We start from the raw sequence: 12095 nt of genomic DNA on the forward strand, positions 1-12095 counted from the left end.
GCCGGACGCAGCGCTGATCTCGTCGGCGGCGGCGTGCGCGCTGGTTGGAGGTGCGACATATTAGGGGACGGAAGGCGGGCGCAGCCACTTGCACACGTGCACTCAGGCGCGCTCGACTTGATGCGCGACCTGATCGCTGGTTGTGGCCTCAGGCCCCAGCTTCAGGAGGGGCCGTGGACCGTACGGCGCGATATGGCAGGCCGAGCCCACGCAACAAGACGCCGTCGGGGACGACGGTGGCCGCCCACCGGGTGTACGGCACCCTGTCGCCGTGCGCGTTCGGCATCCTGCCCCGTCCAGCCCGCGGTCTTGATGCCGCACCAGACGACGAATCGCCCGCTCGTCTCTTCCGTCCCGTCCGCTGGGCGCGTAAACGACACCGCTGTTGTTTAGTGACGTGCTGAGACCACTTCGATACTGCTTTACTCTCACTCGGCGTCCACGCACCGCGGCCGTGGCGTCACCGGCAGCGACACCCGGACGAGAGCCGCGCTCCCCCGAGAGTTGATCTTTGATGCGGATCCGGCGGCTGACCGTCACGCGGTACCGGGGCCTTGAGCAGCTGGTGCTGCATCCCGGCCTATGCACGGTGCTGATCGGCCCGAGCAACACAGGCAAGTCCACCGTGCTCGAGGCCCTCGACCTTCTGCTGCACGACGGCGTCGGCCGGGGCCGTCAGCCGTTGTCCGAGCTGGACTACTACGCCCGGGACATCCAAGACGGTTTCGAGATCGAGGCCGTGCTGGCCAACCTGCCGGCAGATGTCTCGGCCGATGTGATCGATCATCTGGAGGGGTGGCGCGACCACGACAAGGCGGTCGTGTCCGAACCTGGCGGTGACGGCGTGGAGCCGATCATCCGGGTCCGGGTCACCGGCTCCTCAGAGTTCGATCTCGAGCACACCTTCGCCAAGACCGAGTCCAACGGCGCACGGTTCGGGATCGGGTTGCGCCGCCGGGTCGGCTGGTTCTACGACGGTCGCAGCCGCGACCCCGCCCGCGAGCTGGCCTTCTACCAGGGCGGAGCGCTGGATCGCCTGTTCGAGAAAGCGGAGCTGACCGAACCCGTCGACACGCTCCGCTCCGCTCTGCGCGGGGGCGCGGACGCGTTCAACTCCCACAGAGCCGTCAAGCCCGTCCTGCAGCAGCTCGGCGGCGACCTGCGCGACTGGGGCCTTGGCCACGACAAGGACCACCCCCTCTTCGAGATCGGCGCACTGTCGCACCGCGAGCTCCTGCAGACCCTGCGGCTTGCCATCCCGGGCGCGGACGGGGTGACGATCCCGCTCCTCCGGCAAGGACGGGGCGCCCAGCGGCTGCTGCTGGTGACCGTGCTACTCCGACTTTCCCGCAAGGCAGGGCTGGAGCCGATCGTCGCGTTGGACGAGCCCGAACAGGCACTCGAGCCGCTACGTCAAGCCCAGCTGGTGGAGATGCTGCACGACATCCCGGACACCGGCGGGCAGCTGTTCCTCACCACCCACTCCCCCGACATCATCCGCGGCTTCACCCCCGAAGACGTCGTCATCCTCAGCGAAGATCGACGACCGGCGAAGGCACTGCGAGACATGTCCGCGCAGGCAAAGCAGGGCTACGAACGCCGGCTGGACGGGCCCGCCGCGCGCGGCCTGTTCGCGCCGATCCCGCTGCTGGTGGAGGGCCCGAGCGACGTACCGGTGCTGCAGACCTTCTGGGCCGCGATGGCCAAAACCGGCGAAGTGAAGTCGATGAACTCCCTCGGCATCGACCTGATCAACTGTGAGGGCGTGGGCAACCAGCCACAGATCGCCCGCGTCTTGAACGAGAGCGGCAAGCAGGTTGTCGTGCTCGCCGAGCAGGACCGCCCGGACGAACTGGCCACCCACCGCTCGGAGGGCTATTGCGCCGCCCTGATCGTGCACGACCCGCATGAGGGGCGGCAGAACCTCGAGGAGTCCCTCGCCACCGGCGCGCCGCTCACGGCGCTGGCAGCCGCACTCAAGGCGCTCGCCGAGGATCGTGGCTACGACTGGACCTCCCAGCACGGCGATCTGAAGGCCCGCCGCAACAGCCTTCCCGAGGACGCCCAGGCTGCGACCGAGGCTGCCACGACCATCGAGGAGTTCCTCGCCGCGATGCCCGAGCCTCAGGCGCGCGCCCTCGTCGCGAAGACCCTCGCCCCGAAGGGCAAAAAGACGATCACGCCGTTCGAGATGAAGGGCGCCCGCCAGGGTCGGGTCTTCGCCGAGGCGCTCGTCAAGACCGCCGGGGTACCACACGCCTTCAGAGCGGCGTTCATGGAACTCCAGGCCTGGATCCGCGCCGGGTGCCAACCGCACGGCCACGAGATCACCCTCACCGCCCCCGTCCCTGTCGCAGACCCTCACTCCAACTCCGCGGCGCCCCCTCAGGGATCGGCGTGAGCCGACACGATCCCGACCACGACGCGGTGTGTGCCAGCAGCGCCGCCCGCCGGGTCGTGGTCGCACCACCCGGAACCGGCAAGACCCACCTCGCGGCACGCCTAGCCGGATCGCTCATCCCGCACCTACCCTCCCCACCAGTGCCGGACACCACCGTCGGGGCGCGAGTGCTGTTGTTGACCTTCTCCAACCAGGCCACCGCCCAGCTAGCGCGAGCAGCCGCACAACAGCTCAGCGGCGGTGTCCGCCGCCGGGTCGTCGTCAGCAATTACCACAGCCTGTTCTGGACGGCAGTCCGCGCGCATCGCACCGCGCTCGGCCTCCCTCCTGAGCTGGAGGTGGTCAGCGCCAAGCGCCGGCTACAGGCGCTCACGGCCGTCGACCCCACCGCGGTCAAGCGACTGAACAAGCTGCCGGGTCTGCTCGACGCATTCGCCGAGCAGAGGTTCCCCGTCTTCCGCGACGACCGCACCCCGGATGCCAGCCTCACCGCGCGCCTACTTGCTGCGGTCGAGGCGGAGCACAAGGCCGGGCGCCTCGTCTTCGACGACTTCGGCGCCTTGTTCTGGCAGCTTCTGGACCACTTCCCCGCGCTGGAGGCCGCCTACCGCGCCAGATACCCGATCATCGTCGCCGACGAGCACCAGGACGCCTCCGCCCTCCAGGACGCCGTCATCCGCCGCCTGAACCCCGCCACGCTCGTTGTACTCGCCGACCCCATGCAGCTCATCCACGGTTTCCGCGGAGCCCGCGCCGAGCGCCTCGACGCCCACCTCCAAGACTGCGACGCCCAGTTCACTTTGTGCACCCCGCACCGCTGGCATGACCATCAGCACGCCGGGGAATGGCTACTCGCCGTCCGCGAACGGCTCGACGGCCGGGCCGCGCCAGCGGCACGGCTGGGGGGCGCACAGATCACGCGACGACCCGCCAAGTACGGCACCTCCGGCATGCTCGCACCCACCAAGTACGCCGTCAGCGCCGCGTTCAACGCGGGCCACAAGAGAGTCGCCGTCCTCACCAGGAACAACGCCGACGCCGGACGCATCCGCAGCTACCTGACCCGGGAAGGGTGTCACCCGCGTGCTCGCACCGGCGGGACCGACTTCGAGGACGCGCGCGCCCACCTCGAGGACCTCGCCACCCTGAGCGGCCCGCATGACATGGCGCACCACCTCGCGACCGCGGTAGCCGAGATCGTACCGGATTTCCCGAACGGTCTGGCGAAGCAGATCGAGAAGCGACTGAAGCCTGACGGCGTGGACCTCAAGCGGTGCAGCCCTGATGCGGAACCCATTCTGAACGCTCTTAATGTGCTCTACCGCGACGGCACCGCCGTGTACTTCCCGGTCTTCGTACAGGTCCTCGACGCGTGCGAGAAGGCCGGGCATCATGTCCCGCCCTCCGACATGGTCAGGGCCATCCGCGACACCGCCACGACTACGACCGGCTGTCTCGACACCGACATCGTCGCAGCCTCGGGCCGGCTGCGAGCCGCGGCCCAACGTCCGCCTCGCGAAGTGGACGGCTTATACGTCATGACCGCCCATCAGTCCAAGGGCAAGGAGTTCGACGCCGTCATCATCGCCGACGCCACACACCGCTCCTACCCGGAGGACCTAGAGGGCCGCAACCTGTTTTACGTCGCGCTCACCCGCGGCAGGTCCATGTGGACGATCATCGCCACCGACACCGACCACACCCCCCTGCTTCGACACCTTTGAGGCCCGCTGTCGTGCTGCCTGTACACCCGAACGCGACAGGGGCGAAACGACCGTCACCAGCGAGCAAGCCCATCGACTTCGACGTACCCCGCTCGCTTCTACCTCGGCGACTCGCGCCTCGGCGTCACCGCACTACTGACCCTGCTCGAAACAACGCGCGGCACCGCCCGGAACAGGATGTGGTGCTGGTGGGCTGGCCTCAGGGAGCTCAGGTCATTGAGGACGCTCTCGACGACCCTGCCCACCGGCTCGCTGCCAGGGGCTCCCCCGCCCGCTACTTCAGCAACGGCATGCAAGGTGAAGGGGCAGGGTTGACCGTTCCCTCCGATGAAGTCAGCACGACGGCCGGATTCGCCGTCGCGCCCTCCGCTCGTAGACGCCTCTGCTACGGACCGGAGTGGTCAAGGGGCCCAAGATCGGGTCCGACACCACGCCGACTCGCCTCAGGCATCAAGACACCGGCTCAGCGCCGGCGCCATCACCCTTTCCCGGCGGGTGCGCCCGGACGATCGGGCCCCGCGGAGCTCGGAGTGGTGCACACGGTGCACGTCGTGCAACCCGTCCGCTTGCGCGGATCCGCCGGCGTCTAACAGCACGTCTGCAGATAGGCCTGCAGGTCGGCGAGGACGCTCATGGCGCCGGCCCGGTCCGACTGGTACAGCACGATCTTGCCGTCGCGACGGGACGTGACGATGCCGGCGCGACGCAGGACCGACAGCTGCTCCGATGCGGTCGACTGGCCGATGCCGATCTGCTCGGCCACCTCACCCACCGACAGCTCGGCACCCCGGGCGAACAGCAGCATGATCCGCTGCCGGTTCGGGCTGCTCAGAGCCTTCAGGAACTCCCGGGTGGTCGCGCTCAGCTCGACCGGCAGCGGGTCGAGCGCCTCTGCCCGCGGCCGGCGCGCCGCCTCGCTCCTGCCGCCATCCACGCTCATGTGTCCAGTGTCCCAGAGATTCTTCTCGTCATCTCGCGAAATGACGATATGATGCGGTCATGACGACGATCTCTCACCCTTTGGTGATCATCGGCGGTGGTCAGTCGGGGCTGGCCGCCGCCCGCGAAGCCCAGCGGCGAGGCGTCCGCCCGCTGGTACTGGAGGCTCGCGACCGGCCCAGCGGCTCCTGGCCGGACTACTACGACAGCCTGCGGCTGTTCTCGCCGGCCCGTTTCAGCGCGATGCCCGACGCCACGTTCCCGGGGGATCCCGACCACTACCCCAGCCGCGACGAGGTCACCGAGTACCTGACCAGCTACGCCGACCGCCTCGACGTCGAGATCCGCACCTCCGTGCGGGTGGCCGCGGTGAGCGCGAGACCGGGCGGCGGCTTCCTCGTCTCCACCGTCGGGGGCGACGAGATCGAGACGGCGGGAGTGGTTGCCGCATCGGGGTCGTTCGACAACCCCTACCTGCCGTTGCTGGCCGGACAGGACCAGTTCCAGGGCCGCATCCTGCATGCGGCCGACTTCCGCTCCCCCGCAGCCCATGTCGGCGAACGCGTGGTCGTGGTCGGGGGTGGCAACTCGGCCGTCCAGATCGCCTATGACCTCGCTGCCGTCGCGACCACGACGATCGCGTCCCGCAGCCCTCTGCAGCTCGTCGCGCAGCAGCCCGACGGCCGCGACATCCACCACCGCCTCACCGCCGGCTTCGACGACTTCCCCCTGGAATGGCTGGCGCCGCTGCTGACCAGCACTCTCGTGCTCGATCCAGGGAAGTACGGCGCGGCGCTGAACACGGGTGTGATGGACCGCCGCCCGATGTTCACCGCGTTCGACGCCGACACGGTCGTGTGGCCGGACGGGTCGCGCGAGCACGTCGACACGGTCGTCTTCGCCACCGGCTACCGCCCCAACCTGGATTATCTGGAACCACTCAGCGCGTTGCAGAACGGCATGCCGGTGCACGTCGGCGGCATCTCCACCACGCACCCGGGGCTCGCCTACACGGGGCTCGAGCTCCAGCGCTCGTTCGCCTCCAACACCTTGCGCGGGGTGAGCCGCGACGCTGCGCACGTCCTGGGACCGCTCAGCGCGCACGTCCGCGGCGCCTACACCGCCGTCGCCTGACCGCGGCCACTCGGGCCCCGAGCCAGTCGTGTCCGGCGGCTCGGGCGCCTGGCGGTCATCGGTCGGAGGTGCGTCGAGCCACCTTGACGAGCCAGGCGACCGGGGTCGAGGCGAGGACGAGTCCGGCGCCGGTGAGCAAGCCGTCTGCCGTCGTGAACAACGACCCCAGCAGCATCGCCGCCGCGACCGCGACGAGTGACAGGGCGATGGCTCGCGGCAGCGGATCCGGGCAGCGGAACTCCTCGAGCATGCGCGCGAGCGCCGGTTCCTCCCGGCGCAGGTGTCCTTCGATGCCGATCAGCTTCCGTTGTTCCGACATGTCTCGCGGTCTCGCTCCTCGCGGGATCAGTTCGCTGAGCGTGCGTCGGTCATGGTGTGGAGGTCGCTGAGGACCTGGGTGATCGCTGCCTTGGCCGTGCGGCCGGCGCCGATGAGCGTTGCGGACGCGGTGCCGGTCCAGTCGCCGTAGCTGAGCAGGTGCAGCCGAGGGTGGTCGATGGAACGGGTGCCCTCGGTGCGGGGAACGCCGGTGGCGGCGATGCTGAGCTGGAGCGTGTCGAGGTGGCGCAGGTCGGGCCGGAAGCCGGTGCACCAGATGATCGCGTCGGCCCGCTGGACCCGCCCGTCGCTCCAGGCGATGCCCTCGGGCGTGAGCCGCTGGAACATCGGCTCGGCTCGCAGGACGCCCCGCCCGCGTGCCGCGAGCACGGGCGGGACCATGACGATGTCGCCGAGGCCGGCCACCCCGGCAGAGGGCTCGCCGTGGCGCGCGGCGAGGGCGCGTTGCGTGGCGAGATCGAACAGCACGCGGCCGTCGACGTCGTCGGGCAGGAACCGCGGCGGCCGGGCCGTCGCCCAGGTCGTGTCGGCCACGGTGGAGACCTCGGCCAGGATCTGGGCGGCGGAGTTGCCGCCCCCGACGACCACGACCCGCTGGCCGGCGAACGGCGCAGGCCCCCGGTAGGACACGGTGTGGAGCTGGCGGCCACCAAAGAGGTCCCAACCCGGGTAACGCGGCAGGTGCGGGCACCGCCAGGAACCGGTGGCGCTGATGACCGCGCGTGCACGCCACGTCTGCTGTGGCGCCCGGACCTCGAACTGCTCGCCTCGCGCGACGACCTGCTCGACCGCGACGTTGTGGTGCACCGGCAGGTCGTGGCGGGATTCGTAGTCGGCCAGGTAGCCGCGTACGTGCCCGGCCGTGGGGAAGGGTTCCCCCGCCTGCTCGGGCATCCACCAGCCCGGGAGCGGGCTGTAGCGGGCCGGTGAGAACAGCCGCAGCGACTCCCAGCCGTGCCGCCAGGCCCCTCCGGGCCCGGTCTGAGCGTCCAGTATCGCGAAATCGGCCTTCGCTCGGCGCAGGAAGTAGCCCGCGGCGAGGCCGGCCTGGCCGCCTCCGATCACCACCACATCGGCGCTGTGCCGAGCGGCGTCCCGCAGGGCGGTCACGCCGTCGGTGAGAGCTCGTGGAGCAGCCCGTGCACCCGGGCATCGATGTCGTCGCGGATCAGGCGCATCCGCTCGATGCCCTCGATGCCGCGCTCGGACGGCTCGTCGGTGTCCCAGTTGCGCAGGTCAACCCCATCGGGGGCCTCGACGTGGGCTTCCCGGCCGAGGGTGACGACGAGGTCGACGCTGCGGAGCAGATCCTGATCGATCGGCTTGGGCGTCTCACCGGACATGTCCGCGCCCACCTCGGCGAGCACCTCGGCCGACATGGCGTTGATCGACGCGCCCGGGTTCGTGCCGGCCGAGTGCGCGACGACCCGACCCGCGGCGGCCTTGCGCATGAGCCCGGCGGCCATCTGGGACTTGCCGCCGTTGCGGACGCAGACGAACAGCACCTGCGGGGTCACCGGGTTGCGCTCTCCGTCGACGGGGTGACCCCCAGCTCGGCGAGCAGCGCGCGCACACGGGCGTCGATGTCATCGCGGATCGGGCGGATCTCCCCGGCCGCCTTGCCGGCCGGATCGGTCAGCTCCCAGTCGAGGTAGCGCTTGCCCGGGAAGACCGGACAGGCGTCACCGCAGCCCATGGTGATGACGACGTCGGAGGCCTCGACGGCATCGACGGTGAGCTTCTTGGGCTTCTCCGCGGACAGGTCGATACCCAGCTCGGCCATCACCTCGCGGACGGCCGGGTTGACCGCGTCCGCGGGCTCGGAGCCCGCGGAGCGGACCTCGACGGCGCCGCGGGCGTGGTGAGCGAGCAGGGCAGCCGCCATCTGCGAGCGGCCCGCGTTGTGCACGCAGACGAACAGGACCGTCGGGATCGGTGCGGGGTTCTCGGTCATCAGGACTCCTTGGCGGCCGGGGTGGCCGTCGTCGGCGTTCCGCCGTGCCAGCGGCGGCGGGCGGCGAGCGAGACGTAGACGAGTGCGACGAGCACGGGAACCTCGATCAGGGGGCCGACCACACCGGCGAGCGCCTGGCCGGAGGTGACGCCGAAGGTGGCGATCGCGACGGCGATGGCGAGCTCGAAGTTGTTGCCCGCCGCCGTGAACGCCAGCGTGGTGGTCCGCTCGTAGTTCAGGCCGATCGCGCGCCCGAGGGCGTAGGAGCCGGCCCACATGATTGCGAAGTAGGCCAGCAGCGGCAACGCGATGCGCGCGACGTCGAGCGGCTGCCCCAGGATCGCGTCGCCCTGCAGGGCGAACAGGATGACGATGGTGAACAGGAGCCCGTAGAGGGCGAACGGCCCGATGCGGGGCAGGAGCCGGGTCTCGTACCACTCCCGTCCCTTCGCGCGCTCGCCGAAGCGGCGGGTCAGGTAGCCGGCGGCCAGCGGGATACCGAGGAAGATCAGGACGTTGAGGGCGATCTCCCAGGGGGAGACGTCGAGGGCGGTCTGGGGCAGGCCGAGCCACCCGGGCAGCAGGTCGAGGTAGAACCAGCCGAGCGCGGCGAAGGCGATCAGCTGGAACACCGAGTTCAGCGCGACCAGGACGGCGGCGGCCTCGCGGTCGCCACAGGCGAGGTCGTTCCAGATGATCACCATGGCGATACACCGGGCGAGCCCGACGATGATCAGCCCGGTGCGGTACTCGGGCAGGTCCGGCAGCAGCAGCCAGGCCAGGGCGAACATCAGCGCAGGCCCGAACACCCAGTTCAGCACCAGCGACGACACCAGCAGCCGACGGTCGCCGGTCACGGTGTCGAGGCGGTCGTAGCGCACCTTCGCCAGCACCGGGTACATCATGATCAGCAGACCGAGCGCGATCGGGAGCGAGATGCTCTGGATCGCGATGGTGTCGAGCGCGGCGCCGAGCCCGGGGATCAGTCGGCCCGCGACCAGGCCCAGCGCCATTGCGGCGAGGATCCACGCCGGGAGGAACCGGTCCAGCGTCGAGAGCCGGGCGGCGACCGGCGCCTCGAGTTCAGGGGTGGTGCTCATGCGTTCACTTCCAGGTCGTGTGGGGTGGGCGAGAGCGCCTGCGCGAGGGCGGCCAGCGTGCCGGGCACCACGCGGTAGTAGATCCAGGTGCCGCGGCGCTCGCCCGTGATCAGCCCGGCCTCGCGCAGCACCTTGAGGTGGTGGCTGATCGTGGGCCCCGACAGGTCGAAGTCAGGGGTCAGGTCGCAGACGCAGGCCTCACCCGATGCGTGCGCGGTGATCAGGCTCAGCAGGCGCAGCCGGGTGGGGTCGGCGACCGCCTTGAACCGGGCCGCGAGCTCGGTGGCCTCGTCCGGGCTCAGCGCGGGACGACTGAGTGACGTCGGTTCGCAGGCGTCGACGAGCGGCAGCTCCTGCTTTGACATACGTCTATCTTCAGGGACATCGAACCAGTCTGCAAGGTGAGGGCCACCACGGCCCCTGACGGGGACGGGCCTCGTCAGGCGGAATGCCGGTGGCGGCTCTCGTCGTCGCCCATCCCGTCTGCATTCCCCGAGCTGCAGATGCTCGACGGGGCGAGCAGGACGCCGCCCGGACGAAGGGCGTCCTGCAAGATCTGGAACGGTTCGTCGCGTAGCCGGTACCAGCTCCAGGTACCACGGCGTTCCCGGTGCAGGATCCCCGCGTCGACGAGCACGCGCATGTGGTGACTCAGGGAGGACTGCGGCATGTCGATGCGCGCGGCGATGTCGCAGAAGCACACGGCGCCGTCGGGCGCGGAACGCGCCATGGCAACGAGTTCGATCCGCAGCGGGTCGGAGAGTGCCTTGAACACCGTGGCGGCCCGCTCCGGGGTGACGGGGTCGGTGTGAGCGACGTCGTCGGCGGGCGCGGGCAGGGACGGCACACCTCCACCCTATGTGTCGCCGCCTCCCTGAGAAGGTGAAGGAACGGTGAACTGGTAGCCGACACCGCGTATCACCTGGATCCACTGCGGGCCGTCGTCCTCATCGCCCAGCCGCTTGCGGAGCCGCATGACGTGCACGGACAGCGTGTTGCTGCCGCGGACACCCTCGACACCCCAGATCGCCCGGACGATCTCGCCGCGGGAGACGACGGCGCCCACCCGCTCGGCGAGATAACGCAGCAACAGGTACTCACGCATCGGCAAGCGCGTCTCTGTGCCGTCGAGCCACATCCGGGGTGCTGCTCCGTCGATGATCAGCCGCCCCAGTTCCAGACGCAGCGGCCGGATCTCGAGCGGGTGGCGGTTCGCGGTGAGCGAGGAGAGCAGGCGCAACAGCTGTTCGGGCCTGTAGGGGTGGGCGAGGACTGCGGCACCGAGGACCGCGGCGTGACCGGCGAGGGCGGGGTCGTCCGGGCTGACCCCGACCACGATCGGCAACTCCGGCTCCACCTCCCTGATCGCCTCCAGGAATGCCGCAGCGGTGAGCCGTCCGCGCACCGGGCCGAGCAGCACGACATCGGGGCAGGTTCGGCCTACCAGGAGCAGGCCGGTGGCGGGGTCGTCGGTGGCCGCGATCTCGACCGGTTGCCCGACCAGGGCGTCACGCAGCTGGGCGGCGAACTCCCCCGTGTCGATCACCAGGACGGCCGCGCGGTCGGACGCCGACGCGCGGCCCGTGAGGCAGGCCCGCCGGCGGGCGTGGAACTGGGAGTTGTCGTTCTCCCATGCGGTGACCGACACGGCTGCTCGGCTCAGCCGAACCTCCCGGAGATGTAGTCCTCGGTGCGCTTGTCGTTCGGCCCACCGAAGATGACCTTGGTGTCGTCGAACTCGACGAGGGCGCCGACGCGCTTGCCGGCCTCGTCGACCTCCGCGGTGAAGAAGGCGGTGCGGTGCGAGACGCGGGCGGCCTGCTGCATGTTGTGGGTGACGATGATGATCGAGTAGTCCGTGGCCAGTTCGACCATCAGGTCTTCGATCTTCGCGGTGGCGATCGGGTCGAGAGCGGAGCAGGGCTCATCCATCAGGATCACATCCGGCTGGGTGGCGATCGCGCGGGCGATGCACAGGCGCTGCTGCTGCCCGCCGGACAGCCCGTAGGCGTTCTGCTTGAGCTTGTCCTTCACCTCGTCCCACAGCGCGGCGCTACGCAGCGCCTTCTCGACGGTCTGCTCGAGGTTGACCTTCATACCTGTGACCCTGGGGCCGTAGGCGATGTTGTCGTAGATCGACTTGGGGAAGGGGTTGGGTTTCTGGAACACCATGCCGATGCGGCGGCGGACCTCGATGTCGTCCACGTCGGGTCCGTAGATGTCGGTGCCGTGGTAGGTGACCTCGCCCGCCACCCGGGCCCCCGGGATGAGGTCGTTCATCCGGTTGAGGCAGCGCAGCACGGTCGACTTGCCGCAGCCGGACGGTCCGATCATGGCGGTGATCTCGCCCTCGCCGAACTGCAGGTCGACATCGCGCACGGCGAGGAAGTCGCCGTAGTAGACGTGCAGATCCCGTACCGCCATGACAGCGTCGGCGCCGCCGGGCTTGTGTTCGGCGTGACCGCCCACGTCCAGGTGGACATTGCGGTGGCGCCCGATATCGG

The 12095-nt window shown here is 69.9% G+C and carries 13 protein-coding genes; 3 read left to right on the top strand and 10 right to left on the bottom strand.

The window, feature by feature from the left end; genetic code table 11:
* The first annotated feature begins 514 nt into the window (after nucleotides 1–514).
* Nucleotides 515–2401: an ATP-dependent nuclease gene (locus FB558_RS27965; protein WP_142058367.1), complete on the top strand. Its 1887-nt coding sequence runs from the start codon at nucleotides 515–517 to the stop codon at nucleotides 2399–2401.
* A gap of 26 nt (nucleotides 2402–2427) precedes the next feature.
* The gene (locus FB558_RS27970; protein ID WP_281288698.1) at nucleotides 2428–4125 is read left to right on the top strand and encodes a UvrD-helicase domain-containing protein; all 1698 of its coding nucleotides are present in this window, start codon (nucleotides 2428–2430) and stop codon (nucleotides 4123–4125) included.
* A 586-nt stretch (nucleotides 4126–4711) separates the two neighbouring features.
* On the opposite strand, the gene FB558_RS27975 is transcribed toward FB558_RS27970, so the two are convergent.
* The gene (locus FB558_RS27975) at nucleotides 4712–5065 is read right to left on the bottom strand and encodes an ArsR/SmtB family transcription factor (protein ID WP_142058371.1); all 354 of its coding nucleotides are present in this window, start codon (nucleotides 5063–5065) and stop codon (nucleotides 4712–4714) included.
* Between the two features lie 59 nt (nucleotides 5066–5124).
* On the opposite strand from FB558_RS27975, the gene FB558_RS27980 reads away from it, so the two are divergent.
* Entirely contained in the window at nucleotides 5125–6198 is a 1074-nt protein-coding gene (locus tag FB558_RS27980; protein WP_142058373.1) for a flavin-containing monooxygenase, read from the top strand.
* Between the two features lie 55 nt (nucleotides 6199–6253).
* Here FB558_RS27980 and FB558_RS27985 read toward each other — a convergent pair whose 3' ends face one another.
* The 9 genes from FB558_RS27985 to pstB all read right to left on the bottom strand — a co-directional run bounded on the left by FB558_RS27985 (nucleotide 6254) and on the right by pstB (nucleotide 12015).
* The gene (locus tag FB558_RS27985; protein ID WP_142058375.1) at nucleotides 6254–6517 is read right to left on the bottom strand and encodes a DUF3040 domain-containing protein; all 264 of its coding nucleotides are present in this window, start codon (nucleotides 6515–6517) and stop codon (nucleotides 6254–6256) included.
* A gap of 26 nt (nucleotides 6518–6543) precedes the next feature.
* On the bottom strand, nucleotides 6544–7647 hold the full coding sequence (locus tag FB558_RS27990) for an ArsO family NAD(P)H-dependent flavin-containing monooxygenase (RefSeq protein WP_142058377.1): 1104 nt from the start codon (nucleotides 7645–7647) through the stop codon (nucleotides 6544–6546).
* The gene (locus tag FB558_RS27995) at nucleotides 7644–8054 is read right to left on the bottom strand and encodes an arsenate-mycothiol transferase ArsC (RefSeq protein ID WP_211366883.1); all 411 of its coding nucleotides are present in this window, start codon (nucleotides 8052–8054) and stop codon (nucleotides 7644–7646) included. The genes FB558_RS27990 and FB558_RS27995 overlap by 4 nt, the downstream gene beginning before the upstream one ends.
* Entirely contained in the window at nucleotides 8051–8491 is a 441-nt protein-coding gene (locus FB558_RS28000) for an arsenate reductase ArsC (RefSeq protein ID WP_142058379.1), read from the bottom strand. Before FB558_RS28000 ends, FB558_RS27995 begins: the two co-directional genes overlap by 4 nt.
* A complete protein-coding gene (gene arsB / locus FB558_RS28005) occupies nucleotides 8491–9591 on the bottom strand; it encodes an ACR3 family arsenite efflux transporter (protein ID WP_142058381.1) in 1101 nt (366 codons plus the stop codon). The genes FB558_RS28000 and arsB overlap by 1 nt, the downstream gene beginning before the upstream one ends.
* Nucleotides 9588–9956, bottom strand: coding sequence for an ArsR/SmtB family transcription factor (locus FB558_RS28010; RefSeq protein ID WP_142058383.1), 369 nt, complete (start codon nucleotides 9954–9956; stop codon nucleotides 9588–9590). The genes arsB and FB558_RS28010 overlap by 4 nt, the downstream gene beginning before the upstream one ends.
* Nucleotides 9957–10030: 74 nt before the next feature.
* Nucleotides 10031–10438: an ArsR/SmtB family transcription factor gene (locus FB558_RS28015; protein ID WP_142058385.1), complete on the bottom strand. Its 408-nt coding sequence runs from the start codon at nucleotides 10436–10438 to the stop codon at nucleotides 10031–10033.
* Between the two features lie 9 nt (nucleotides 10439–10447).
* On the bottom strand, nucleotides 10448–11239 hold the full coding sequence (locus tag FB558_RS28020; protein WP_142058387.1) for a winged helix-turn-helix transcriptional regulator: 792 nt from the start codon (nucleotides 11237–11239) through the stop codon (nucleotides 10448–10450).
* 11 nt (nucleotides 11240–11250) lie between these two features.
* Nucleotides 11251–12015: a phosphate ABC transporter ATP-binding protein PstB gene (pstB, locus tag FB558_RS28025; protein WP_211366949.1), complete on the bottom strand. Its 765-nt coding sequence runs from the start codon at nucleotides 12013–12015 to the stop codon at nucleotides 11251–11253.
* Between the last annotated feature and the right edge of the window lie 80 nt (nucleotides 12016–12095).

Source organism: Pseudonocardia kunmingensis (assembly GCF_006716445.1).
In the GTDB taxonomy this organism is placed as follows: Bacteria; Actinomycetota; Actinomycetes; order Mycobacteriales; family Pseudonocardiaceae; genus Pseudonocardia; species Pseudonocardia kunmingensis.

What these genes read in the sequence shown, in the direction of transcription:
- FB558_RS27965 (WP_142058367.1), top strand. Translation starts at nt 515, where the DNA reads ATGCGGATCCGGCGGCTGACCGTCACGCGGTACCGGGGCCTTGAGCAG.
- FB558_RS27975 (WP_142058371.1), bottom strand. Translation starts at nt 5,065, where the DNA reads ATGAGCGTGGATGGCGGCAGGAGCGAGGCGGCGCGCCGGCCGCGGGCA.
- FB558_RS27980 (WP_142058373.1), top strand. Translation starts at nt 5,125, where the DNA reads ATGACGACGATCTCTCACCCTTTGGTGATCATCGGCGGTGGTCAGTCG.
- FB558_RS27985 (WP_142058375.1), bottom strand. Translation starts at nt 6,517, where the DNA reads ATGTCGGAACAACGGAAGCTGATCGGCATCGAAGGACACCTGCGCCGG.
- FB558_RS28000 (WP_142058379.1), bottom strand. Translation starts at nt 8,491, where the DNA reads ATGACCGAGAACCCCGCACCGATCCCGACGGTCCTGTTCGTCTGCGTG.
- arsB (WP_142058381.1), bottom strand. Translation starts at nt 9,591, where the DNA reads ATGAGCACCACCCCTGAACTCGAGGCGCCGGTCGCCGCCCGGCTCTCG.
- FB558_RS28010 (WP_142058383.1), bottom strand. Translation starts at nt 9,956, where the DNA reads ATGTCAAAGCAGGAGCTGCCGCTCGTCGACGCCTGCGAACCGACGTCA.
- pstB (WP_211366949.1), bottom strand. Translation starts at nt 12,015, where the DNA reads ATGGCGGTACGGGATCTGCACGTCTACTACGGCGACTTCCTCGCCGTG.